Below are 25,671 nucleotides of genomic sequence, written 5' to 3'. Positions count from 1 at the left end.
CCACGAATCAGCGTATAGAGAACGTCCGTTTGTGGTAGGATAAAGGAAGAAGGAGGCTCGACCATGACGAAACGAAGAAAAGACTACCCGCTCCCGGAATTTATTGAAACGTACCTCTATCATCTCGGCGCCAGCGGTCGTCAACCCTCGACGCTTAAGCGATATCGCTACGACTTGATCGACGTGCATAAATACTTTCACGACCACAATGTCGAACTGAACGAACCGACGGACTGGTTAGACGTTCCGCTCGAATCGTGGAAGACATTCGTGAATGACTTCTTAATCGAAGAGAAGCACTATCAACAGGCGACCGTCGCAAGAATCGTCACGGTCATCAATAGCCTGACCCAATTTTTAAATCCGCTTCGTAAAAAGATGCTTGCCTATTCCCAACCGGCACATACGTTGACAGTCGACCAAGTCGCACTCGAATCTGAATTCGACCGACTCGTTCAAACGATTCGTTCGACGAGAGGACTGAGTGAGAATCAGCTCCAAGCTCATCCTTATCTCGTCAATCGGAACGAACTGATTGTGACGCTTTTCTATAAATATGGATTGCGTGTCCATCACATCATTCGTTTGCGAATGAGCGACTTGCATCTGGCCGATCACACCTTCGACGTGTATGATCGTCTCGGAAACCGTTTCACGTTGAAGCTGTCACAGGAAGATCAATCGTTGCTCATGAATTACCTGGCTGATATCCCGACCCCGGTACGACCACGTTGGTATTCAGAAGACCCGGTCTTCGTCTCATTCGATTTTGCCCGGATGACGTTCCGCTGGGTGTATGCGAAGAATCAACCGAAGCAATTGACGATCGTCATGATTACGAAAATGATGCGGCAGTTGAACGAACGAAGTGGACTCGCGCGCTCCGTCACGCCATCGATGCTTCGAAACGCCCATGTGTTGAAGACATATGCTGGCGATATGACACCATCCGAGCGGATGAATATCACCTGTATGCATAAGGAATCTTCCCTCCGCCGGTATGAACAGGCGTATGAAGAGTTTGGAACTGAGTTATTTGAGTCAGACGAAAGACCCGCCCTCTCGTGAAGGGCGGGTCTTGGTCTGTACGATTTCAGGTTATCCAATGGTACGAAGACAACTTGATCCTTACCATCTATAGTCAATCGATTTCTAACCTTGAGGTTTATATAACTTCTCGACACTCATCAATGTGTTGTTCTCAAAAGTCGCCTTATAGATATCCGGCATGTCGAGTTCTTTCCAAAATTCATATCCATATCGCGCATCAAAATAATTCAGCATGAGAACCATAATATTTCCATGTGTGCCGAGCACCACTTTTTTCTCTTCGTACGTACGGAGCAGTGATATGAGAGCCTCTACCCCTCTAGATTGAGCCTGATCGTTCGACTCTCCCCCTTCCCATGCGAACGCAGGATTTTTCCAAACGGTCTCCATCGCGCTTGTAAAGTCTTTAGCCGGTTCTGAAGTCAAGGTTCGCTCTCTCAAATCATCCGACACTACAACGTCCTGTCCAAGATAATCCGCGATGCCTTTTACGGTTTGAACGGCTCGTTTATATGGACTCGAAGTCACGATATCGATCCCCTCATCGATTAGAAGGTTTGTAATTTCAGCAACATCATGCATTCCTTTCTCAGATAACGGTCTGGCGAATTCGTCTGGTGTATAGGTAGAATGTGCATGTCTGACAAAATATATGGTTGTCATTCAGTAGTCCCCTTTTAAAATGTCTCGTCGTTGTTTACATACGATGTCCAGCCTCATCAAAAGCTTTAGAATGATAGTTTAGCTGCAAAAATTCATGTTTCAACAACCCGTAGACGACATGATCGACGTAACGGTCATACAGCCACTCCGCATCTCGAATGACCCCTTCTTCCTTAAAGCCGAATCGTTCCGGAAGTGCCCGACTCTTCACATTCTCTGTCGCGACTCGGATCTCAATTTTATTTAGTTTCAAATCTTGAAACCCATACTCGATGATGGTCTCGAGCGCTTGACTCATGATGCCTTTCCCTTGAAACTCTTGTCCGAGCCAGTATCCGATTGTGCCACATTGAATACCACGATCGATTTCGTTAAATCCAATTGTTCCGGCCAGTGCTCCTTTATACATCAAAGCGAACGATTTTGGGCGCCCGCCCGTTTCAATCAACCCTTTGATTCGTCCCTCTATGTTCTGCTTCGAGTCTTCCACCGTCTCAATATAGTCGAGCCAGCCAAGCCACTCTCGCAAATAAGGCTTCGATGCAATCGTCAGCTTGAATAACTCGTCCGCATCGTCTGTATTGAACATTCTCAGTGTGACACCGTCATTTAGTTTATATTCAAGCATATAGTCCCATCCTTATCTTTCATTATTTTTTCTATTTATTTTCGTAAAGTAAGACACGCAATTGCTTTTTACCCACTACCATCAAAGCTTGTTGAATCATTCCACTCTTCTATTATGACAATTTCACCCATATGATAAGTTTACAGAATTAATCAAATTTTGTATAATTATTTTTATATCATTTTATGAAGAGGTGAAAATGTGTAAAAACGATTCGTCCAACCCACCAAATTGAATAGATTCGGAGGAGATTTGTGATGAAATCCTTTTACACACTGCTCGTTAGCCAATGGCTCGCAAACATTGGCGATGTCCTATACATCGTCGCGCTCATTGCCTTGCTGTATCAACAAACTGGGTCCGCTCTGATGGCAGCCAGCTTCCCGATTGCCGTGACTGCCGGTATGACGCTCAGCGGATTCTTTTTCGCCCGCATCCTCAGTCGCTTCTCGCTCGGGAAAACGCTCGTCCTGTCACAACTGATGAAGACGGTCACCCTTGTTCTCGTTCTCTTCACGGATTCGATTCTTGTTCTCGCACTCGTCATGTTCATTGCATTCCTCGATGGGTTCGCACGTCCAATTCAAGTGTCGTTCATCCCAAGATTGACGACGAATCGTCAACAAGCGAACAGCCTCGTTCAAGGTTCCAATCAGTTCATCCAACTCGCGATGTGGCCGCTCGGGACGATGCTCGTCTCTCTCACATCGAGCGCCATTGCGTTAATCCTTTCACTCGTTCTCTTCAGCCTTTCAACGGTTGTGACGATTTACTTCTATCAATCGCTTACGGAAGACATCGTCGATGATGGAACGGAGGAATCGATTACCTTACGCGATAGTCTTACTTATGTAAGAACGTCACCATTCGCTCGTCGTGTGACTTGGTTTGTGACGTATGAATCATTTGTCAGCACACTTTGGATTTCAGCGTTGCTCCTCGTCTATCTCGAGCGACATCTGCAAGTCGATACAGGCTGGTGGGGAACGCTTAACGCATCATTTTTGATTAGTATGATTGCGGCGAGTGCTTATCTTTATCGGTCTCGTCGAGCACCCTCGCTACCGTCAACTGCCGTCTTATCCATTGTTGCCGCTCTGTTGTTCGGCGTGACCGAGCATCTCGCGTTTGCGATTTTGGCGTTAGTGATTCAAGGCGCAGCCACACAAATGCGCATCATCCAGGCGAATACCGTCATTCAAGAACAGATCCCGACTGCGCGACTTCCCTATGTATATAGTGTGCAACAAACGGGATACGCCCTCGCATTCAGTGTGGGGAGTTTGCTTTTCGGTCTTCTTGCGGATGGACTACCGATCGATTCGGTTTACCTTCTCGGAGCATTTTTGACCCTTCCGTTAATCTGGATTGGGCGATTGACCGAACAGTCCATTTTGACCGCATCTTCTGTATAAGTAACAGGCGCCTTCTCAAAGAGAGGGCGCCTTTATGTGTAGAACTTTCCACCGAAATATACGGTTGGACTCGCCTTTCGATTACAACCGAGTGAAATCACAGATGCAACGGTCGGTTCCGAAAGCGTGATGATTTCTAAAACTGAGTTCAGACCGCAAATACGATAGTGCGTGAAGATTGTTGAATCGTCATGTATCACTTCCCAAAACGAGAAACGCGTTCGTGTCAAGAAATCCAAATATCCGGATTGCTCGAATCGTTTGATTTGCGAACCTTCGAACTCATCTGACGGTTCATCGATGATTCCATCCGCAAATGACTCTTGAATGACCTCCATATAGATGACGTCTTCAAAGCATAGTTTTACATTGATCACTTCTCGCTGGGAATGAACGCCGCCCGCTTCGACTCGTTCACGGAATGTCGTGTTTCGCTTTCTCTGGTGATCGAGTAATTTCACTTGAAAGGTGAGGCGACTCGATTCTAAATCATGCTGAAAATCAAACACATGAATCATCCCATGATAGAAGAATAGATCCTCAAACTCCATTGTCACTCCTCCTTTTAGTCACTTTCGTATTGAAATACTCCGACGCCATAGCCTCGCCTAACATCTCCTAAAATGAAAAGTGAAAGTATACACCCTTCAATCTCAATCAAAAATCGAAATTCTTCTAATTCTTCTCTTGTCTCAATCATTGTAACCAATTGCAGGAGATCACTTTCAGATACATTTGAAAGATTGCATGTCACCATATAGTCATTCGACCATATCCTTCTCCCATGATGTTCGATACTGTACTCACACTTTGTCTGATCTGCCCATTCCGAAAAATCAGATAAAAATCGATTATTCTTCAAAATTGTCTGAAACGAAGTGACATCTAATATATGTAATAGTTGAGATAAGAATGCCGCTGCCGACTTCACTTTTGGTAACCTAAATTCCCTCCAGTTGCTATCCGACGGTAGGTTAAATAGATTTTCTTTCTTTAGAGAAAACGAATCAGGGTCATGAAACTCGCGACTGTAAGCACTTAGAAAATCAACTGTCGAGATGCGTCGTTCATCGAGATCGATCCGTGTCTGAGTTGAATAGATTTCACGACGATACGGATCATACAACAAGAAAAGTTGTTCCTCTGTGTAAACGCCTAACGGCAAGGTCAAATCAATGTACCGAAGTCGTCCTAATTGTGAACTCGTGACCATCACGTCAAGTTCACAATAATCTGTGACTCGATATGAACCGACTGGCAATCGACTTAAATAGCCATCTTTCAATGTGAACAAATCCATCGTCTGAAATGACTGAACATGTAAATGTTCGACGTTTGTTTCATCAAAGTTCAAACTAGATTCTCCTTTCTTGTAACGAATGAAGTAAATTGAACTAAATAATGTCGTATACTGAAAGAAATACATGATCGGAGTGATTCTCATGTCGAAGCTTTCACACGAAGAAACCCACAAATTACTTAATACCCTCGAGTCTCGTTTCACTGAAAACGTTGAACGTCATTCTGACGTCGTCTGGTCAGACATATTGGAGCGAATTCAAATTGATCAGGATAAGTTGACCTCACTCGCATTGATGGAAGAGACCGGCGGAGAACCAGACGTGATTCGTCTCCCTAACGGAGACCTCGCTTTTTGTGACTGTTCAGTCGAGAGTCCGAGTGGTCGACGAAGTCTCTGTTATGACGAACCAGCTCTTGAGGCACGTAAAAAGAATAAGCCTGCCGGAAGCGCGGTCGCCCTATCTGAACAGATGGGCATAACCCTTCTCGATGAAGAAACATACCGACACTTACAAACGCTCGGTGCATTCGATTTGAAGACGTCAAGTTGGATTCAGACACCGGACACCATTCGTCAAAAAGGTGGCGCCCTGTTCTGCGACCGTCGCTATGATCACATCTTCGTCTACCACAATGGTGCAGATTCTTATTATGCCGCTCGAGGATTTAGAGGAATAATCATGATTTAAGCAAGGCATTGCGCCTTGCTTCTTTTTTATTGCAATAACCAACTAAAGACTTTCGGAAAATATATGATGAAAAATAAGCTGACAGGAATCACTGCGAAAAGCCTTAATATCCACGTATATTTACCCTTGAACTTTCTGAAGTAGAACAGCAACGCACCAAACGCAATCGCATTTGCTGTCAAATTCGGTTCTTCTATACCGTTCTCAAACAATTGAAAAAAAATCTTCCATCCAGGAAAGGGTTCGAGGGCGAACGACTCGTTGAAACTCGGTGTAAGGTTGTATTTCAGCCTCACAAACCAGGCTCCTATATAGACAAAGATGAATAAGAGCGCGTAACACATCAGTACAACGTTCCACAATTTCCCTTTCCAACTCTCACTCCGAAAGTACAAGACGCCAATCAAAATCAGGACACTAAATATCACATTTATTATGAATGGTGGTGAAATCGTCAGGATCGAAAACGTCTCTCGATCTAACACCATCCCCACTTGAAATATCCCTTGCTGAAACATAGCCTTTCCTCATTTCTGAGATGTACTAATTCAATCAAAATACGGTAATTGAAATATTAAGAAATACGCTATATTTCGATTTACTTCATCCATACCCTATTTGAATATACTCGATTTCATATACAAATCCACCAAAAAACTGCAGACAGATCGTCTGCAGTTCTCATTTATGCGTGTAGTGTCACATTCAACTCTTCCGCGACCGTTTTAAACGCTTCGAGTGCCCGTTCGAGGTCATCTCGTGTATGTTCCGCTGTGACGATGGTCCGGATACGGGCTTTCCCGCGTTCGACCGTCGGGAAAGCGATACTCTGTGCGAATACACCATGCTCTTTCAACTTGTCCGAGAATGTATGCGCAAGCGTCTCTTCGCCGAGCATGACCGGTGTGATCGGTGTCGTCGCATGTCCGATATCGAAACCAAGGTCACGTAAACCGTTTTTGAAGAACTCGGTGTTCGCCCATAGCTTGTCGAACAGCTCTTCTTCCTCTTTCATCACACGGATCGCTTCACGGTTCGCCGCCACGACTGCCGGTGGATGTGATGTCGAGAAGAGGAACGGGCGACCTTTGTGGATCAAGTAATCCCGAATATCTTGTGAACAGGCGACATAGCCACCGAGGACACCGATCGCTTTTGAGAGCGTCCCGACCTGAAGCGCGACACGACCGTCCAAACCGAAGTGGTTGACCGTTCCGCGACCGTTCTTCCCGAGAACGCCAGATGCGTGAGCATCATCGACCATGACCGCAGCGTCATACTTCTCGGCGAGTTCGACGATGGCCGGAAGCGGTGCGATGTTCCCGTCCATCGAGAACACACCGTCCGTCACGACAAGACGTGTGCGATAATCTTGTGTCTCTTTCAACGCCTTCTCCAAGTCTTCGAGGTCGACGTGTTTATAGATACGTCGAGCCGCTTTCGTGAGGCGAATCCCATCGATGATTGACGCATGGTTGAGAGCGTCACTGATGACGACATCCTCCGGTCCAAGCAGTGCAGACAATACCCCGAGGTTCGTCGCGAATCCTGATTGGAAGACGAGTGAGGCCTCCGTATGTTTGAACTCCGCGAGTTCGCGCTCAAATGCTTCATGCATCTCGAACGTTCCGGCAATCGTACGGACTGATCCCGTTCCTGCGCCGTATTGCTCGACCGCTTCAATGGCTGCCTGTTTCAAGCGCGGGTGGTTCGCAAGTCCGAGATAGTTATTTGACGACAGTTGGACGAGTGACTTTCCATCGATTGTCACTTCATTCCCTTGTGCTGATTCGAGTGGGACGAGCTTACGGAACGTCCCTTGTTCTTTCATCTCGTTGATTGCTTCTGTAATATGTTCAAATGCCATGTTGTTTCCCCCTTTATGGTATTAAGACGACCTTCCCACATTTCCCTGCCCGCATGAGTTCGAATCCTTTTTCGAACTCCTCGAGCTTGAAGACGTGTGTGATGATCGGTTCGACGTTCAGCTGACCCGTCGCGAGCATCGTCGAGACCTGGCCCCACGTCTCATACATCTTACGTCCTGTGATCCCTTGGACGCGGACCCCTTTAAAGACGACGTCCCGTGTGAGATCGATGGCGACCGGACGGGCCGGGAGTGACAAGACGTTGACGTCCCCGCCTGCCGTGACCATCTTAAACGCTTGATCGATGGCAATCGGATGACCGCTCATCTCGCAGACGACATCGATTCCGTCCCCGTCGGTCTCACGTTCAATCAATTCGAGCGGATTCTCCTCTAAACTGTTGATGACGACATCAGCCCCCATCTTTTCGGCAAGTTGTAAGCGATATGGATTGACGTCAATCGCATAGACACGACTCGCCCCTGCTGCTTTGGCGACACCGACCGCCATGAGTCCGATTGGGCCACAACCGACGATGGCGACCGATTTAGCTGACACATCACTCGCCAACACCGTGTGCACCGCATTCCCGAGCGGTTCTTGAATCGATGCCAGTTTTGCTGGCATCGACTCCGGGTTCACCCATAAGTTCTCTTCGGGCATGACGACGTATTCTGCGAAGCAACCTTGCGTGTCCACCCCGATGATTTTTGTGTTCTTACAGATGTGGTACTGCCCGCGCAAACATTGTTTACACTGATGACAGACGATATGCGTTTCAGCAGACACCGTCTGTCCGACTTTGATCCGCTTCGTCCCTTCTCCGAGCGCCACGACTTCCCCCGAAAATTCATGACCAAATACGTATGGTGGTTTGACGCGGCTCTGTGACCATTCATCCCACTCATAGATGTGGACATCGGTCCCGCAAATCGATGTCGCTTTGACTTGAATGAGTACTTCTCCAGGTCCTGGTGTCGGAACTGGTACGTCGACCAGTTTTGCCCCAAACCCGGCCGTGTGTTTTTGAATCGCTTTCATTACTGGTGTCGTTGATTCCGTCTCTTTGGTTGACACAAGTTGTTCCATTGAAAACGTCCCCCTCTTGTCTCTAATGATCGAACGATACGTTCTTTATCATCTTGTCATAAAATGACGAAACTGAGAAGATAGAACGTAAAAATTACACAAAAAAAGAGGAGCCATCCGCGCCGATGGCTCCTCTTCACAAGAATAGGACCTATGTCCCGACCGCTCATCGCGGCTCAATGATGAGCTTGATGGCAGTACGTTCCTCTCCGTCAATCATAATATCAGTAAAGGCCGGAATGCAAATCAAATCGAGACCGCTTGGCGCGACGAAGCCTCGGGCAATCGCGACGGCTTTGATGGACTGATTCAGTGCCCCTGCCCCGATCGCCTGTATCTCACACGTTCCTTTTTCACGTAGCACACCCGCTAAAGCACCCGCAACGGAGTTAGGGTTCGATTTTGCCGAAACTTTGAGTACGTCCATTCTTGTTTCCCCCTCGGGTAGGTTGTTCAATCAAACCAGACGGTCTGATCATCTAGGTGTATTCGTTCGATTTTTGTCGCTCGTTTCGTCTGATCATCGATTGTAATGAAAACTCCATTAAGTTGTTCCCGTCCCTCGGCAACTTCAAACCGAACTGGGAGTTGTGTCATAAATTTTTTTAAAACAGTCGACGCATCCATTCCGAGTACCCCGTCTAGTGGACCGGTCATGCCGACGTCGGTAATGTAGGCCGTGCCGTTCGATAGGACACGCTCGTCCGCTGTCTGCACGTGTGTATGTGTCCCGACAACGGCTTGAGCGCGACCGTCGAGATGATAGCCCATAGCGATTTTCTCGCTTGTCGCCTCAGCATGGACATCCACAAAAATCGCATCGACCTCATCGCGCACTTCTTCGACGAGACGGTCGACGGTACGGAACGGACAGTCAAGAGACGGCAAGAAGACATTTCCCATGACATTGATCACGGCCAATTTCTTCCCATTTTGTTTCAACTTCATCATGCCAACCCCAGGTGTCCCGTCCGGATAGTTGGCCGGACGGACGATCCGGTCGGCGTCGTCGATCCAATCAAAGATGTCACGGTTGTCCCACGTGTGGTTTCCCATCGTTACCCCATGAAAGCCGAGCTCCAAAAACTGTTGGTAAATCTTTTTCGTAAGACCACGTCCATTTGCTGCATTCTCACCGTTGACGAGCATGAACGTCGGGTTGTATTTGTCTTTCAAGCGTCCGATTTGTTTCGTCAATATATCACGACCTGGTTTCCCGACCACATCACCGATAAATAAAATTTTCATATAAAGTCCTACCTCAAACAGAAAAAGCGGAGAAATTCTCCGCTTCGTTTACTTCGCATAATCGACGGAACGTGTTTCACGAATGACCGTCACTTTGATTTGTCCAGGATAATCGAGTTCGTCCTCGATTCGCTTACAAATATCACGTGCCATCTTACCGGCGACGACATCGTCAACGACATCAGGGCGAACGATAATCCGAACTTCACGTCCTGCTTGAATCGCATACGATTTCTCGACACCTTCGAACGACTCACAGATTGATTCGAGTCGCTCAAGACGACGGATGTAGCTTTCAAGTGTCTCTTGGCGAGCTCCAGGACGCGCTGCTGACAAGGCATCAGCCGCTGCCACAAGTACAGCAATCGTCGATGTCGCCTCGACGTCCCCGTGGTGGGAAGCGATCGAATTGATGACGACCGGATGTTCTTTGTATTTCGTCGCGAGTTCTACACCGATTTCAACGTGACTACCTTCGACTTCGTGGTCGATTGCTTTCCCGATATCGTGTAAGAGTCCTGCCCGTTTCGCGAGCGTGACATCTTCACCAAGTTCGGCTGCCATCATCCCGGCAAGATGTGCCACCTCAACCGAGTGAGACAAGACGTTCTGACCATAACTCGTACGATAACGCATGCGACCGAGCGTCTTGACAAGGTCTGGATGGAGTCCGTGAATTCCGGCTTCAAACGTAGCTTCCTCCCCGTATTCACGAATGCGTTCATCCACTTCACGGCGAGACTTCTCTACCATTTCTTCAATTCGAGCCGGGTGAATCCGACCGTCTTGAACGAGTTTTTCAAGCGTCATCTTCGCGATTTCACGACGAATCGGGTCGAACCCTGACAAGATGACGGCTTCTGGTGTGTCATCGATGATGAGGTCAATCCCAGTCAACGTTTCGAGCGTCCGGATGTTACGTCCTTCGCGCCCGATGATACGACCCTTCATCTCATCACTCGGTAAGTTGACAACGGATACCGTCGTCTCGGCGACATGTTCAGCTGCATATCGTTGCATCGTGAGAGATAAGAGGTGTTTCGCTTTTTTATCCGCTTCTTGTTTTGCTTTTTGCTTTATTTCTTTTTGAAGGAGAGCAGCATCGTGAAGCGCTTCCTGCTTCGCTTCGTCCATGATGATGGTACGTGCTTCATCTTTCGAGAGGGATGCCACGCGTACAAGTTCTCGGCGTGCCTCTTCGTATAACTCCTCCACTTTGCTTTCGAGCATTTCTGCTTCACGCTTGCGTTTTTTGAGTCCTCGTTCCTGTTCATCTAGCGAGTCTTCTTTCCGCTCGAGCATGTCTGCTTTGCGGTCAAGAAGCTCTTCCTTTTGAACGAGGCGATTCTCTTTCACTTTCTGTTCTTCGCGACGTTCACGCAATTCTTGTTCCGTCTCATTACGAAGTTGAATCATCTCTTCTTTTACTTCAAGCCGTGCTTCTTTTTGCATCGCTTCCGATTGTTGTTTTGCTTGCTCTACAATCTTAGTCGCTTCCGTCTCGGCACCTTGAATCTTCGCTTCGGCGATCGATTTACGCACAAAAAAACCTGCAACAAAAGCTATCGGCAAAAGGAGGATCAGAATAAGCCAGTATAGCCATTCCATCATGTTCACCTCCCTTTCGCAAGGTTATTTTATTTTTTTAATAAGTGAGATACACGGGCAAGCCCGCGCATAACTTTATTGTACTTATTTAATAGGGAGAATGCAATGCACGGACAGGATAGAACTACCAATTGCCTAAAAAATTATACTAAAAAAATCTCACTCGAAAGAATTCGAGTGAGACGATGTGCTTATTCGTCATCGAGAAGTGAGAGGACTTCGTCGTCTTCGCCTTCGACCGTGACCGTTTTTTCTCCATTCAATCCGTAGTGATCTCGAATCTGTTGTTCGACCTCAGCTGCGATTGCTGGATTTTCTTTCATGTATTGCTTGGCGTTTTCACGACCTTGACCAAGACGTTCTTCATTGAACGAGTACCAAGCTCCGCTCTTTTGAACGATGTCGAGGTCTGCACCGATATCGATGAGTTCCCCTTCACGCGAGATCCCCTCACCATACATAATATCAACTTCCGCTGTTTTGAACGGAGGTGCAATCTTGTTTTTTACAATCTTGATCTTCGTACGGTTCCCGACCATATCTTGACCTTGTTTGAGCGTCTCCGCACGACGAACTTCAAGACGTACAGAAGAGTAGAATTTCAAGGCACGGCCCCCTGGAGTCGTTTCCGGGTTACCGAACATGATCCCGATCTTCTCACGGATTTGGTTGATGAAGATGACAATCGTTTTCGACTTGTTCGTCGCACCAGACAACTTACGAAGTGCTTGAGACATCAAACGAGCTTGAAGACCGACGTGCGAGTCTCCCATTTCCCCTTCGATTTCGGCTTTCGGTACGAGTGCCGCAACCGAGTCGACGACGAGGATATCAACTGCTCCCGAGCGAACGAGCGCTTCAGCGATTTCGAGCGCTTGCTCCCCAGTATCCGGCTGTGAAAGGAGCAACTCATCGATGTTGACCCCAAGATTTTTAGCATACTTCGGATCGAGTGCGTGCTCGGCATCAACGAATGCTGCTTGACCGCCACGCTTTTGGACTTCTGCAATCGCATGAAGGGCAACCGTCGTCTTACCTGAAGATTCTGGTCCGTATACTTCGATGACACGACCGCGTGGATATCCACCCGCACCGAGCGCGACGTCGAGGGCGATTGACCCTGAAGGGATGACTGATACTTGTTGGTCTGTATTTTCACCAAGGCGCATGATTGAGCCTTTACCGAATTGTTTTTCAATCTGGCGTAATGCCATTTCTAACGCTTGTTTACGATCACTCATAGATAAATGAGCCTCCTTTAATTGATACTCTTATTATACGTGAACACTGTACGATACACAAGTTTTTTACGAACATTTATTCGCCTTTTTTGTTTTTTTGAATGATGGCCCATAATCCGTCCTTCGCGGCTCGCATGCGGATGATATTCCGTTCTTGATGGGGATACGTCCGCTCGATGACCTCTATTCCGTTTGGTGTCTTCACTCCGATATAGACCGTACCGATCGGACGACCCGAATTCGATGTCGGTCCTGCCTCTCCCGTGAAAGAGAGGGCATAGTCGGCATGGGTGGTCTTTGACAATCCGTCCACCATCTCAAAGGCAACTTCTTTTGAGACGACTGAGTGCTGTTTAATTGTATCAAGCGAGACCCCTAAATACCTATTTTTTATCTCATCCGAATAGGTCACGACTCCACCTAGAAAGACGACTGAAGCGCCAGGTGTTGATGTAATCATCGATTGTACCTCGCCGCCGGTCAACGACTCAGCCACAGCGAACGTACGATTCAATCTAGACAATGATTGGACAAGATGTGATGCGATCGTTTCATCGTCAGAGCCGAAGTAGTACGAACCGACCCGTTTCATAATCTCAGTCTTCACTTCTTCAATCATCTGACGCGCGGTCACCTCGTCCGTCGCTCGAGCACTGATCCGAAGTCTTGCCTCTCCCGTCTCGGCATAGGGGGCAACGGTCGGATTCGAGCCGTCCAATAAGTCCTTCACGGCATCGTCGAGAGCGGATTCTCCAATCTCATAAAACCGTAATGACTCTGAGACGAGCGTCGCTCCTGATAGTTTCTGCGGAAACGTCGCCTCGACCAAAGCTTTCATTTCACGTGGCACACCCGGTAAAAGCAACCACGTCGTGTCTCCGGCAATCCACATGCCCGGGGCAAGCCCGACCGGATTTGGTAATACGTCTGCTCCGCTGAGCACGTCGGCTTGGCGAGCGTCCCCATCATTCATCAATCGATTTCGTGACACGAGGAATCGTTGAATCGTCTCATACGCTTCCTCATCCCGAACGATCGGACGGTCTAGTAAGTCGGAAAGGACTGTCTTTGTGACATCATCCGCCGTCGGACCGAGTCCACCCGTGACGATGACAAAGTCGGAACGACGACGGGCGATTTCAAACGTCTCTCGCATTCGTACCGTGTTATCCCCGACAACTTGATGATACAAGACCGGCACACCGTACTTCGACAGTTGTTCTGATATGTAACTCGCATTCGTATTGACGATTTCCCCTAAGAGCAACTCGCTTCCTACCGCAATGATTTCGGCTCGTTTCATCTCATTTCCTAAACAAAAACAAAAAAAAGACGAGCTAGATCAACCAACTCGTCTCTGTCGACTTACATCGACTTCACAATAATCTTATAGTTTTGTGCGAAATATTCGGCACCTGAGTAAATTGTAAGTACGAGCGCCAACCACATCGCCCATTCGCCAAACGGGATCCCGACATAGCTAAAGATCGGGTTACCGAACAGTAAGAAGATGATGGCAAAGAGCTGCACCCACGTCTTCGCTTTTCCAGATTTCCCGGCCGCGACGACAATCCCTTCATCGGCAGCAACGAGACGTAAGCCTGTAACCGCAAATTCACGTGATAGAATCACGACGACGACCCACGCCGCGACGAGATCCATCTCAACGAGCAACACAAGGGCCGCCGTGACGAGCAGTTTATCTGCGAGCGGGTCCATAAATTTACCAAAGTTCGTGACTAAGTTATGCTTACGGGCCAAATGTCCGTCTAACCAGTCTGTAATGGCCGCAATCGTAAAAATCACACCAGCGATAAATTGGTGCATCGGGATATCAGCGCCTAAAAAAGCGATGTTTCCCCAATCAAAATCAACAGCGAGTAAGACGACGAATACGGGGATCAAGACCACGCGTAGCATCGTCAATCGGTTAGGTAGGTTCATATAGAACGCCTCCTCTTAGAAGGAGAGTCGACTTATTCGGCGTCGACTCTCTTTACAAAAATATTTTGTGTGACCGGAGACTCTTGAAGCTCGAGCTCACGACCGTTGACGACGATTTTCTCAACGCCTGCGATGAGTCCGATTCGAATACGCAATGTGTCCGTCTCGGCATCTTCAATGACAATCGGATTCTGTTTCGACTGGTTCGGATATTCCGGTGCGAGAAAGGCTCCTTCTAACGACGTATCACGAACACCCACGTAAGAGGCAGGTGACTCCTTCACATAAATCTCGGTCGACAGTTTCTCGTTCGTCGCGAGTTCATAAGTGATATCTGCCCCATTCGACTCCTTCACCGCAATCGGACCAGATTCCGCTGGCGGTTCTTCTTCGGTCGGCTCCTCTTCAGTCGGTTCCTCCTCGACCGGTTCATCAGCCGGGACATCCTCATTCTGGTCGACTGTGACACCAGAACTTGGCGGTTCGGCAGGACTTGCATCCTGACCACCGAAGTCGATGCTTCTCACTGCGAAATAAATCGCGGTGATGAGCAAGAAGACCGTGAGAACGAGGAGAACTTTCGGAACCCATCTCGAGACCCGACTTGTCGACTCGGAAGCCTTCGAATACGTTTTCTTCCGAGAGAGTTGAACAGACGGCTGTGCCTCGATGACCGGTAAATCTTTTGCATATGTCTCGTATAATTCATCCACATCTAGGCCGAGCGACTCCGCATACGTCTTAATGAACGCCCGTGCATAAAAAGAGCCAGGGAGATTTTTGTAATCACCTTCCTCGATTGCGATGATATAGCGCTTTTGAATCTTCGTCGTCTGCTGGATTTGGTCGAGCGTCAATCCGCTCTCCTCACGATTTTGTTTCAAAAAAGTCCCTAGTTCTGTCACAGGGGTCCACACCTTCCATTCACATAATTATTCAAACCATTCTGACTCACGATGCGTTTCTTGTGGGATGATGATCGTCTCATCCGGATTGTTTCTCAATTCAATAATATAATCAAAGTCTTCATACACGCAATCGGTGTTTCGGACGTACAGGTCAGGGTGTTCGATGACTTTCACGGCCGGCAACCGCATGACTTCACGAATGAGCTGGCGATGTCGTTCATCCATCGTTCGGGTAGAGACGGCACCATCGATTATGTATACGTGATCACCTTCCCGTTCCTCTTCAAATAATGAGGTCCGAACGGTCTGTTTCATCAGTGTCGAGGAAAGAAACAACCATCGTTTGTTCGCACACACACTCGCTGCTACGATGGACTCCGTCTTTCCGACGCGTGGATTTCCACGAACACCGATTAACAAATGGCGTTCTTCCTTCATCAGTTCCGCAACGAAATCGACGAGAATGCCCAAATCTTCACGGACGAAGCGAAACGTTTTTTTGTCATCACTATCATGGTCGATATAACGACCGTGACGGATTGCAATCCGGTCTCGTAACTTCGGACGGCGCAACTTGATGACGGCAATAGCTTCCATCCGCTTTAAAATATGCTCGAGTCGATGCACATGATCGGCGGCAGGTGCTTTGAGCAACATTCCCCGTCGCTGCAAATCGACCCCATTGATGGTGACGATGGAGATTTGAAGCATCCCCATGAGAGATGCGATGTCTCCGAGGATACCCGGTCGATTCTGACACAATTCATATTCGAGATACCACTCTTCGAATTTATGTTCCATCCCCAACCATCCTTTCGAGCGAGTTCGCTACCTTGCCTATTTTAAATTATTTTAGAAGAATTGAAAAGAACAGGTTTATTTACATGAATCGGATCATTGCCAACCGCCGTCGACGCGTATCACCGTGCCCGTCATATACGAGGCGTCCGGTGAGCACAAGAAACGGATCGTGTTGGCCACGTCCTCTGCCGCACCGAGACGTCCAAGTGGAATGTCATCGATCACGGATTGTTTCGACTCTTCTACCGTATCATTCATTGGCGTATCAATCCACCCCGGGGTCACCGCATTGACTCGAACATTGAACGGTCCGGCTTCTCGTGCGAACGCCTTGACGAAGCCGAGCTGTGCCGCTTTGACGGTTGAATAAAACACCTCAGCCGCCGCACCGACCTCTCCCCATACACTCGAGACAATCACGATATCCACGTGATGATCGTAAGGCTTCCTTGCAACGACGGACTGGATGAGTCGGATCATTGCCCGAACATGTACATCGTACAGCCGGTCGAGCTCATCCATCGACTGGTCGACGACGAGACCATGGAGCGCATGTCCGGCCACATATACAATTCGGTCGATGTCCAGCATATCCTGCACCCACGACTCAACAGCGTCACGGTCTGTTAGGTCACAAGGGAGAATTTCTGCCGAAAGATTCTCTTCATCTATCAAATGACGGAGTTTTTCACTACCCTCGTTCGCATGCAAAATCAGTTCATCTTCACGAAAAGCGAGCGAGACGGCACGTCCGATGGTACCGCTCGCTCCAACAATCAATGTCTTCATGGTTTTTTGACGATGCATACCGTTCGTTGTTCATGGCGGAACAAGCGCTCGTATGCTTCGTATAGTTCGTCGAGTGTGATGGCATCAATCAAAGTCGGGATTTCAAACAAATTCCCATCATTGAGTGCATATCGAGAGAACTGATTTGCGATGAATTCCGGTGAGTTCAATGCTTTCAAGAACTGCCCTTGCATCATGCGTTTCTTCCGGTCGAGCGTCTCTTGACTCAACTGAAGTGGACGTTCTAACGCCTCCGTCACACGGCCGACAAACGCATCTACTTCCGACGTCTCCATCGACAAGGCGGCAAAGGCAAACGTTTCCTCTGACGTATAGTCAAACGAGAAGGCATCGTCAATCAATCCTTCAGCATAAAGTTCTGTATAAAGAGGAGCTGTCGTGTCGAAGAGCGCATGCATGAGCAATTCTACTGTCAATTCTTGCTTCAGACCTGCTTCCCCAGCTTGTGGTACATCCTTATACCCAATCATGACTTTCGGTACAGAGACGTCCATCTCGATGACCCGTTCTGACAGACGAACCGTGGTCGGCTCATATACTGTCTCACGAGCACTCAATCGTGGTGTCTCAAAAGATTTACCTGCTTGGTTATCTCGAATCAACGCAAGCATCTCATCCGGTTCGATGTTCCCGACGACGAACAATGCCATGTTGCTCGGATGATAGAACGCTTGATGACAGGTGTACAAGTCTTCCGCCGTGATCTTTGAAATCGATTCGATTGTACCTGCGATATCAATCTTGACGGGATGTGTCTCGTACATCGCCTCAATTAAACCAAAATACAAGCGCCATCCCGGATTGTCTTGATACATTTGAATTTCTTGACCGATGATGCCTTTCTCTTTCTCGACCGACTCTTTCGTAAAATAAGGAGTCTGGACGAAATCAAGTAGCGTTTGTACGTTTTCCGAAATCTTGGACGTGGCACCGAACAAATAAGCCGTCCGTGTGAAGGAAGTGAAAGCGTTCGCTGACGCTCCTTGACGACCGAATTGTTGGAAGACGTCACCATCTTCTTTCTCGAACATCTTATGTTCTAAGAAATGTGCGATACCATCAGGAACCTCGATCCAGTCTTCTAGTTTGAAGCGTCGGTCAATCGATCCATATTTAGTCGTGAACGTCGCGAATGTTTTTTCATATCCAGTCTTTTTCAACAAGTAAACGGAGAGGCCATTGTCGAGAACGTGATGATGTAACGTCTCTCCGACGTTAGGAAAGTCTAATTTCATGCTTCTCCTCCTTTCAAGCAATAAACCGCTTCGAGTTCCATTTCTTTCGCAAGCGCAACGACATGATCTCGTGTCGTGTTTTCAATGATTGCCATCTCTTCGTCTAACGAGAACGGACGAACGTCTGCTCCACTCATCCAAGCAATCAATTGACGTGGACTGTCTCCAAGTTGTCGACGTTGATGGAACAACAACTCTTTCGTCTGTTGCAACGTCTCATCCTCAAACTCGCCCGCTTGTAAAGCGTTCAATTGCTCTTCGATGATCTGTTCGGTTTTTTGTTTTTTTGTCGCATCGATGCCGGCATAGACGAACAACTTCCGACTGAGGGAACTGTATTGTGAAGCGGCATAGTACGCCAGGCTCTCTTTTTCACGCACGTTCATGAACAGTTTCGAGTGAGGGAATCCTCCGAACAATCCATTCACGACTTGCATACGAATCGCTGCTTCCGTTCTTGGGTCGACATTGAGTGAATAAGCGAGATGGAGCTTGCTTTGTTTAATGTCTTGGTGTTCTTCCAAACGCTTGAACTCTCCTCGACTCGCTTCTGGTAACAGGCGTGGTCGACGTGTCCCAAGGGATTCCAATGGATTGAAAGCCTGTTCGACTTGCTCACGATTGACATCCCCGACAACATAGATGTCCACACGGTCATGTTGAATCATCGATTGATATGCCGCATACAATGATTTCGGTGTGACATGGTCGAGTTGCTCAAGCGTACCGAGTGACGGAATCGCAAGTTCTCCTCCGAGCATTTCTTGTAGACGCTGTTGGGCGAAACGCATTTTGTCATCATAGACCGATTCGATACGCTGACGTTGCAATCGACGTTCCTGCTCGACGATGAGTGGCTGGAACGCCCCATCGTATGCGTTCGGACGAAGGAGAACGTCTTCGAGTAACTCGATTGCCTGACTCAATACGTCTTCTCCGACAAGATGATCGTTGACGACTTCGAGTTGGAATTGGATGACGTGCTCCTTTCCGATCTTAGATGCACCAGCATATAAGTTTGTGTCATACAACTCCTCTAGCGGTGTGTGAAATAACTCAATGGATGGATACGTTGCCGTCGATTTCTCCATAATGAACGGGAGCAATGCCCGATCTGCGACCGTCTCCGCCGATAATGGAGCGGCGAATGACACGAGACAAGTCGTCGTTTTAAATTTTTTGGTCGGATAGACCGAGTAGTGCAATTGATGTTGGAACTGTTCGATTCCTTTCATCTGCCGATCACTCCTTTTTTCTTTTTTGTTGAAACACGGCAGCGCCGCGCGCATATTCTTGATCCGGCACCCCTGCCACGACGTTCGCGTAACGGGCAACCGTAAATAAATAATCACTCAAGCGGTTAAAGTAAGGCAATTGCCGGTCTGCGACTCCGAGAGCCGCTAAGTCACGCTCGACCCGTCGACAGACGGCACGAGCCACATGTAAGCTAGCTGCGGCAACGCTGCCGCCCGGAAGGATGAAGCGCACAAGTTCTGGACAGGACTCCTCCCACTCATCCATCCATCGTTCTAGTTCCGTCACGATTGACAAATCGACCATTTTTGGCGGTGCCTCAGCATACATCAGCTCCGATCCGAGGTCGAACAAGTCGTGCTGAATCTTCGTCAGCTGTATTCGGAGCGTCTCATCCTCTTGATGCGCGATGGCGAGTCCAATCTGACTATTCAACTCATCGAGATGACCCATCGCTTCAATCTGAGGATGGGATTTCTCGACACGACTACCGATTAATGATGTTTCACCCTTGTCGCCCGTTCGTGTATAACGTTTCATTCGACTCCCCCCTTAAAATGCCACAAATGGTGACTCAAGCGAGTCACCATTACGAGTTGTGTGGTTGTTCAAATGGTAAGTAAATCTCGAAGGTGGTTCCGACCCCGAGTGTACTCGATACGCTCACTTTTCCGTGATGGGCATCGACCACATTCTTCACGATCGCGAGTCCGATGCCTGTCCCTGTCTTCGAACCACTGGTCCGGGCTTTATCGGCTTTATAGAATCGCTCGAAAACGAACGGCAAATCCTCTTTTGGAATTCCATGACCTGTATCCGTCAACTGAATCCGTAGCCCGTCCGTCTCTTCTGTGGCCTCAATCCGAATTTCTCCAGAATCGGTATGCGCGATAGCATTGCCAATCAAGTTGGTGAACACTTGCTCGAGACGATCGCCATCCGCCTCGATGAGACGGTGCGGGGCGTCGGTCTGTAAACGAATCTCTTTTTCAGATGCCATTTGATTGAACTTTCGCATGACTCGGGGCAAGAAATCACCGATATCAAACGAAGTGAAATGCATCGTCTCTTTACCCGATTCGATGCGTGCCAAATCCAACAAATCATTGACGAGTCTTGCCAAGCGGAGCGATTCATCATAGATGATGGAGGCGAACTCTTTCGTCGCCTCGTCACTCTCAGTGATGCCATCGATGATTGCCTCTGAATACCCTTGAAGCGTCACGAGCGGTGTCCGGAGTTCATGGCTAATGTTCGCCACAAAATCGGTCCGCATCTTATCGAGTCGATGACTTTCTGACGTATCCCGGATGACAACGACAGCACCCTCGAAATCGTCTTCTCCGACTAGTGGTGTGACTGTCAGTGTATAGTACCGCTCATCCTGTTTCACTTCGATCGTCTTTTCAGACGTCCCCTCCATCACTTCCTCATAAAGAGACAATACGACTTCATGTGGTTGCCCATCTTGAAGTAATGGACTCGCTTGCGGGTTCGTGACAATCACGTTCGCATGACGATCGAGTGTAATGACACCGTCTGCCATCGAACGAAGAATCGACGCAAGTTGCAGCCGTTCCCGGTCAAGGGCATTCACATACTTCGAAAGCTGACTGCTCATTGCGTTGAAAGAAGCAGCGAGTTCTCCAATCTCATCCCGTGTCTTCGTCTCCAAACGCAAATCAAATTGCCCCTCTCCCGTCTTATTGACTGCATCCCGCATCGCTCGGAGCGGTGCCGTGATTCGTGTCGACAAGAAGAAAGCGAAGACGGTCGTGACGATGATGGCCGAAGCGACGGTCCAAAGAATGATGGTCCGTGCTCCCGCGTTCGCACTCGAGATCGCATCGAGCGGTTCGAGCAGGTAGAGCGTATACTGTCCTGTCGATAAGGAGAAGGTCGTCCGATACGCTAGTGCGGCCTGGTCGTCAAAAGATGAGAAATTCCCGATGGCCGTCTCACCGACCGCCTGATAGGTTTCCCAATCCTGTCGTTCAAGTTCCACCATCAAACCATCCACTTGATTTCCAAAATTCGATCGGGTCGTCCCGTTCTCTAAGATATAGTTAGCCCCGTACACTTCGATGATTTGATCAATCGTCTGGGACGTGTCACCTTCATTCAACAAAACCGATTGGACCTGTCCACCGAGCTTGGCAAGATGGCCTCGTTCCTGGTCGATATGAAAGGAATTAAAAAATTCAAGCATCAACACCGAGACGATGAATAAGATGACACTGACCAAAACGAGAATCGTCAGCCACAGTTTCGTGACGATGCTGTTTCGACGAATCATCATTCACTGGCAGCTTCGAACTTGTACCCGACACCCCATACGGTCGTGATCATATGCGCCGCGTCCGGTGAGACACGATTCAATTTCTCACGAAGACGTTTCACATGCGTATCGACGGTCCGAAGGTCTCCGAAAAATTCGTAGTTCCATACTTCTTTTAACAACTGCTCTCGTGAAAAGACTTTATCCACCTGTTTTGCGAGGAAGAACAATAACTCATATTCTTTTGGTGTGAGGGCGATTTCCTCGCCGTCCACCGTGACGCGGTGTGCATCATTATCGATTGTCAGATGTGGGAAGACGATCAAATCCTTCGACTTCTCACTCGTGTGCATGAACTTCGTCGAACCAGAGCGGCGAAGCAATGCTTTGACGCGGAGCACGACTTCACGCGGACTGAACGGCTTGACGATATAATCATCCGCCCCGACTTCGAATCCTTGGACACGGTCGATTTCTTCACCTTTCGCCGTGAGCATGATGACCGGAGTCGCTTTCGTCTTCCGGAGTTCTGTACATACTTCAACCCCATCCATCTTTGGCATCATCAAATCAAGCAAGATCACGTCGTATTCGTTATCAAGGGCAAGCGCGAGCGCTTCTTCGCCATTGACCGCTTCTTCAATCACATACTGTTCACGTTCTAAGTACATTTTCAAAAGTCGGCGAATTCTCTCCTCGTCGTCGACTACTAAAATCTTCGTTTTATCAGCCATACCTGAAACCCTCCTAAGACCCATTACGAGTTGTAGCGAATGTTGCACAATTGTGAACATTCCACTCTCTGCCATAACTATACCACTCTATTATTTCGCTTCACAACGATGATTTGATGGACCAAATGAAAAAGAAGTCACAATTGTGACTTCTTTTATGTCAGGCATACGAATGCAGACCGGCAATGACCAGGTTGACGAAGACGAGGTTGAACATGATGATGGCAAATCCACCGACACATAACCAGGCCGCTTTCGTTCCTGTCCAGCCACGCTGAATGCGCATATGCAAGTAGTAAATATAGATCAGCATCGTGATGAGGGCCCAAACTTCTTTCGGGTCCCATCCCCAGAAACGGTTCCAGGCAATCTGTGCCCAAATCATCGCAAAGATCAGACCACCAAGGATAAAGACCGGTAATCCAATCGCGACCGAGCGATAGCTGATTTCATCAGCAAGGTCGAGATCGACTTTTTTCGCAAGGGGTTGGAGCGCTTCAGCGACGCGTTTACGCAAGATGACAAAGCGGAGCAACACATAGATTACAATTCCGCCGATGACCGACCAGATGAGCGTGTTCAACTTGAGTGTATTGATCCAGTTCGGGAGCTCGAGTGACAAGCCACTCGCGCCAGACACGAGTTGTGCCCCTTCTGGGACGAACAAGATCGGCATGAAATATTCATACGTCTCCGCTTGACCGCGGTCGTTCGTGAACTCGACGACACCTCCGGCACCAATCCCCTTGAATAACATCGAGACGATGATGAAGCCGAGCGTGCACATGAGGACAAACATCGTCACTTCGAGCCACGTCCGTGACTTAGACTGTTCTTTCATCGATGTTTCGTTCAATAAGAAAATGAGGCCCGATGCAAAACTAATGGCCAAAATCCCTTGTCCGAGCGCAGCCGTCGTAACGTGAATTTTCAGCCATACACTGTTGAGTGCCGGGATGAGCGGTGCGACCTCACTCGAGAACATTGAAGCGAAGGCGATGACGAGTAACGCCACAGGCATCGCGAACAAGCCGAGTACATCATTTTTATAAATTCCATATACGACGAGGAACCCAAGTACCATCATCATACCGAAGAACGTCGTATATTCGTACAAGTTTGATACCGGCGCATAGCCGACACCTGCCCAGCGCATAAAGAAATATGTCATTTGAGCGACAAAGCCGATGATTGCCAAGATAAAGGCGTATTTCCCATAGGCAACACGGTTGACGTTTCGATCTTTACGCATACCACTGACGGCAATCGTAAAGAGAACCGTCGAGATTGCGTACAGGAAGAACGCGATAAACAGCATTCGGCTGCTCCATTCAATCCATTCCATCAAGATTCCCCTCTTTCATCTGTTGACTCGTTCTCCGACTTCTCTGTGAATCTCGCCTGGTCTTCCCACATCGGTAAGCCAGTTTGTTCTAATAGCGGCGACACTTCACGACGGAGCGAGGACGGGTTTTTATTCGTAAAACCGGCGACAAGCACGCCCTCTTCATGACGACGGATCCAAACGCGACGGTGTGGCCAGTACATGCCCATCGCAATACCGATCATAAAGATCGTGGCACCGACGATCAAAATCGGATAGGTGGAGTCACTCTTCACACGTAAACCACTCGTGCTCGCCATCTCTGTACCTGCAAACTGGACATCGTAGCGGTTCTCTTCATCAGCGACATTCAGACGAATGCCGATTAAATTCGACTCCGTTTCTCCTTCAGGTGATTCAACGTTGAAGAAGAAGGCAGGATTCAGTGCACGTGGTGATTTCGTATTCGGTTGTCCATCTTTCACTTCAAAGTCTGGATACAAATCTTTCAACGTGACGGTGACCCCATCGAGCTCATAAGACTTTTCCGGATTCTCCAAATCAACTTTGAACGGACCATATTCGTCGCCGGTTTCTTTATCGGCCAACATGAACGACATCGATAAGAACTCTGGACGACTTGAATATTGTTCCTGATACACTTCAAATTTATCGAACTTAAACGGGTGGTTGACTTTCGTCGAACCGACATCGACTTGCTCGAGTTGCGGCGATCCGTCCTCGTTCGTTCCCGTCTTTTTGAATAACGTCAACTCTGTCTCATAATTTTTAGGAACGGCTCCTGCTTTTTCAATGGCGGCCGCGAACTTCGCGTCCTCTTCATTGTTCTCAGGGTCGTACATTTCAAGAATGAACTGGTCGTTCCGTAAGTAGTACTCGCCGTCAGTCGCCTCTAGCGACACCGTGTCGCCTTCACGCACCCATTCGAGCGTATCCGTATGGAATGCAGGGAACACTCGCAGCATCGCCCCTAGGAAGAAGATGACAAGTCCGAGGTGGTTGACGTACGGACCCCAACGACCAAACCGGTGTTTCTCTGCTAACAGAGCATCGCCGTCCCGTTTGACGGTATATCGTTTCTTTTTAAGTGCGACTGAGATCTCATCAATTTGAGCCTCCGTCCCATCACCTTGTCCGAAGAGACGTTGCCCCTTCATAAAACGTTCTGTCCGTCTGACCGGTTGTTTTTTAAGCGCCTTATAGAGCGGAACCCCACGGTCAATCGACACGACGACGAGTGAGAGCGTCAACATGACAATCAGACCGATGTACCACCACGAAGTGTATAGGTTATGGAATCCGAGGGCGTAATAAATAGAACCCGGTGTTCCATACTCCTCCATATAATATTGTTCAGGCGGTAATTGTTGTGGGATGTACATCTCTTGAGGAAAGATTGTTCCGATTGCCGAACCGACAATAATCAATGCAATTAACCACAACCCCACTTTGACCGATGCAAAGAAGTTCCACACACGGTCAATGATCGATTTCGGACGACGCTTCGACCGTAAATCAGCGCCTTCGTATTTCATATCTAGCATCTGTGCGTCCCCCGTTC

The 25,671-nt window shown here is 48.3% G+C and carries 25 protein-coding genes; 3 read left to right on the top strand and 22 right to left on the bottom strand.

Features of this window, described 5'->3' with window-relative positions; translation table 11 throughout:
• The first annotated feature begins 63 nt into the window (after nucleotides 1-63).
• Complete coding sequence (locus BBB58_RS08755) at nucleotides 64-1,068, top strand: tyrosine-type recombinase/integrase (RefSeq protein WP_074036855.1); 1,005 nt, start codon at nucleotides 64-66, stop codon at nucleotides 1,066-1,068.
• 84 nt (nucleotides 1,069-1,152) lie between these two features.
• Here BBB58_RS08755 and BBB58_RS08750 read toward each other — a convergent pair whose 3' ends face one another.
• On the bottom strand, nucleotides 1,153-1,713 hold the full coding sequence (locus BBB58_RS08750; protein WP_074036853.1) for a histidine phosphatase family protein: 561 nt from the start codon (nucleotides 1,711-1,713) through the stop codon (nucleotides 1,153-1,155).
• Nucleotides 1,714-1,747: 34 nt separating this feature from the next.
• Nucleotides 1,748-2,341: a GNAT family N-acetyltransferase gene (locus tag BBB58_RS08745; protein WP_074036851.1), complete on the bottom strand. Its 594-nt coding sequence runs from the start codon at nucleotides 2,339-2,341 to the stop codon at nucleotides 1,748-1,750.
• A gap of 257 nt (nucleotides 2,342-2,598) precedes the next feature.
• On the opposite strand from BBB58_RS08745, the gene BBB58_RS08740 reads away from it, so the two are divergent.
• The gene (locus BBB58_RS08740) at nucleotides 2,599-3,756 is read left to right on the top strand and encodes an MFS transporter (RefSeq protein WP_074036849.1); all 1,158 of its coding nucleotides are present in this window, start codon (nucleotides 2,599-2,601) and stop codon (nucleotides 3,754-3,756) included.
• Nucleotides 3,757-3,788: 32 nt separating this feature from the next.
• Here the strand turns inward: BBB58_RS08740 and BBB58_RS08735 are convergent, their stop codons facing one another.
• Complete coding sequence (locus BBB58_RS08735; RefSeq protein ID WP_074036847.1) at nucleotides 3,789-4,307, bottom strand: hypothetical protein; 519 nt, start codon at nucleotides 4,305-4,307, stop codon at nucleotides 3,789-3,791.
• A gap of 14 nt (nucleotides 4,308-4,321) precedes the next feature.
• Nucleotides 4,322-5,110 (bottom strand): hypothetical protein, encoded by a 789-nt coding sequence (locus BBB58_RS08730; RefSeq protein ID WP_143180244.1) that lies wholly within the window; start codon nucleotides 5,108-5,110, stop codon nucleotides 4,322-4,324.
• An 88-nt stretch (nucleotides 5,111-5,198) separates the two neighbouring features.
• On the opposite strand from BBB58_RS08730, the gene BBB58_RS08725 reads away from it, so the two are divergent.
• Nucleotides 5,199-5,747 (top strand): DUF4256 domain-containing protein, encoded by a 549-nt coding sequence (locus BBB58_RS08725; RefSeq protein ID WP_074037918.1) that lies wholly within the window; start codon nucleotides 5,199-5,201, stop codon nucleotides 5,745-5,747.
• A gap of 685 nt (nucleotides 5,748-6,432) precedes the next feature.
• On the opposite strand, the gene BBB58_RS08715 is transcribed toward BBB58_RS08725, so the two are convergent.
• The 18 genes from BBB58_RS08715 to resB all read right to left on the bottom strand — a co-directional run bounded on the left by BBB58_RS08715 (nucleotide 6,433) and on the right by resB (nucleotide 25,654).
• Nucleotides 6,433-7,614, bottom strand: coding sequence for a glycine C-acetyltransferase (locus tag BBB58_RS08715; RefSeq protein WP_074036841.1), 1,182 nt, complete (start codon nucleotides 7,612-7,614; stop codon nucleotides 6,433-6,435).
• 13 nt (nucleotides 7,615-7,627) lie between these two features.
• Nucleotides 7,628-8,704, bottom strand: coding sequence for an L-threonine 3-dehydrogenase (gene tdh / locus BBB58_RS08710; RefSeq protein WP_074036839.1), 1,077 nt, complete (start codon nucleotides 8,702-8,704; stop codon nucleotides 7,628-7,630).
• A 166-nt stretch (nucleotides 8,705-8,870) separates the two neighbouring features.
• Nucleotides 8,871-9,131: a stage V sporulation protein S gene (locus tag BBB58_RS08705; protein WP_012726477.1), complete on the bottom strand. Its 261-nt coding sequence runs from the start codon at nucleotides 9,129-9,131 to the stop codon at nucleotides 8,871-8,873.
• 26 nt (nucleotides 9,132-9,157) lie between these two features.
• A complete protein-coding gene (locus tag BBB58_RS08700; protein ID WP_074036837.1) occupies nucleotides 9,158-9,952 on the bottom strand; it encodes a TIGR00282 family metallophosphoesterase in 795 nt (264 codons plus the stop codon).
• Nucleotides 9,953-10,000: 48 nt separating this feature from the next.
• Complete coding sequence (rny, locus tag BBB58_RS08695; RefSeq protein ID WP_074036836.1) at nucleotides 10,001-11,563, bottom strand: ribonuclease Y; 1,563 nt, start codon at nucleotides 11,561-11,563, stop codon at nucleotides 10,001-10,003.
• Between the two features lie 188 nt (nucleotides 11,564-11,751).
• Nucleotides 11,752-12,801 (bottom strand): recombinase RecA, encoded by a 1,050-nt coding sequence (gene recA, locus BBB58_RS08690; protein ID WP_012726480.1) that lies wholly within the window; start codon nucleotides 12,799-12,801, stop codon nucleotides 11,752-11,754.
• A 76-nt stretch (nucleotides 12,802-12,877) separates the two neighbouring features.
• Nucleotides 12,878-14,104, bottom strand: a complete 1,227-nt coding sequence (locus BBB58_RS08685; RefSeq protein WP_074036834.1) for a competence/damage-inducible protein A — start codon at nucleotides 14,102-14,104, stop codon at nucleotides 12,878-12,880.
• Between the two features lie 62 nt (nucleotides 14,105-14,166).
• The gene (gene pgsA, locus BBB58_RS08680; RefSeq protein ID WP_074036832.1) at nucleotides 14,167-14,745 is read right to left on the bottom strand and encodes a CDP-diacylglycerol--glycerol-3-phosphate 3-phosphatidyltransferase; all 579 of its coding nucleotides are present in this window, start codon (nucleotides 14,743-14,745) and stop codon (nucleotides 14,167-14,169) included.
• A gap of 32 nt (nucleotides 14,746-14,777) precedes the next feature.
• Nucleotides 14,778-15,650 carry a helix-turn-helix domain-containing protein gene (locus BBB58_RS08675; RefSeq protein WP_074036830.1) on the bottom strand — a complete coding sequence of 291 codons (873 nt, stop codon included), beginning with the start codon at nucleotides 15,648-15,650 and terminating at the stop codon, nucleotides 14,778-14,780.
• Nucleotides 15,651-15,677: 27 nt separating this feature from the next.
• The gene (locus tag BBB58_RS08670) at nucleotides 15,678-16,454 is read right to left on the bottom strand and encodes a YmfK family protein (protein ID WP_012726484.1); all 777 of its coding nucleotides are present in this window, start codon (nucleotides 16,452-16,454) and stop codon (nucleotides 15,678-15,680) included.
• A gap of 93 nt (nucleotides 16,455-16,547) precedes the next feature.
• Nucleotides 16,548-17,261 (bottom strand): elongation factor P 5-aminopentanone reductase, encoded by a 714-nt coding sequence (ymfI, locus tag BBB58_RS08665; protein ID WP_244150716.1) that lies wholly within the window; start codon nucleotides 17,259-17,261, stop codon nucleotides 16,548-16,550.
• A complete protein-coding gene (yfmH, locus tag BBB58_RS08660) occupies nucleotides 17,240-18,499 on the bottom strand; it encodes an EF-P 5-aminopentanol modification-associated protein YfmH (protein WP_074036828.1) in 1,260 nt (419 codons plus the stop codon). Before yfmH ends, ymfI begins: the two co-directional genes overlap by 22 nt.
• Nucleotides 18,496-19,734 carry an EF-P 5-aminopentanol modification-associated protein YfmF gene (gene yfmF, locus BBB58_RS08655; protein WP_074036826.1) on the bottom strand — a complete coding sequence of 413 codons (1,239 nt, stop codon included), beginning with the start codon at nucleotides 19,732-19,734 and terminating at the stop codon, nucleotides 18,496-18,498. Before yfmF ends, yfmH begins: the two co-directional genes overlap by 4 nt.
• A 7-nt stretch (nucleotides 19,735-19,741) precedes the next feature.
• Entirely contained in the window at nucleotides 19,742-20,293 is a 552-nt protein-coding gene (locus tag BBB58_RS08650) for a cob(I)yrinic acid a,c-diamide adenosyltransferase (RefSeq protein WP_074036825.1), read from the bottom strand.
• A gap of 49 nt (nucleotides 20,294-20,342) precedes the next feature.
• A complete protein-coding gene (locus BBB58_RS08645) occupies nucleotides 20,343-22,052 on the bottom strand; it encodes a HAMP domain-containing sensor histidine kinase (RefSeq protein ID WP_143180242.1) in 1,710 nt (569 codons plus the stop codon).
• Nucleotides 22,049-22,765, bottom strand: coding sequence for a response regulator transcription factor (locus BBB58_RS08640; RefSeq protein ID WP_074036824.1), 717 nt, complete (start codon nucleotides 22,763-22,765; stop codon nucleotides 22,049-22,051). The genes BBB58_RS08645 and BBB58_RS08640 overlap by 4 nt, the downstream gene beginning before the upstream one ends.
• 160 nt (nucleotides 22,766-22,925) lie before the next feature.
• The gene (gene ccsB / locus BBB58_RS08635; protein WP_031423441.1) at nucleotides 22,926-24,110 is read right to left on the bottom strand and encodes a c-type cytochrome biogenesis protein CcsB; all 1,185 of its coding nucleotides are present in this window, start codon (nucleotides 24,108-24,110) and stop codon (nucleotides 22,926-22,928) included.
• Nucleotides 24,110-25,654 (bottom strand): cytochrome c biogenesis protein ResB, encoded by a 1,545-nt coding sequence (gene resB, locus BBB58_RS08630; RefSeq protein ID WP_074036822.1) that lies wholly within the window; start codon nucleotides 25,652-25,654, stop codon nucleotides 24,110-24,112. The genes ccsB and resB overlap by 1 nt, the downstream gene beginning before the upstream one ends.
• Between the last annotated feature and the right edge of the window lie 17 nt (nucleotides 25,655-25,671).

Source organism: Exiguobacterium profundum (assembly GCF_001909285.1).
In the GTDB taxonomy this organism is placed as follows: domain Bacteria; phylum Bacillota; class Bacilli; order Exiguobacteriales; family Exiguobacteriaceae; genus Exiguobacterium; species Exiguobacterium profundum.
The sequence above is the reverse complement of the archived record's forward strand: the minus strand, read 5'-3'. Positions and strand labels throughout refer to the sequence as shown.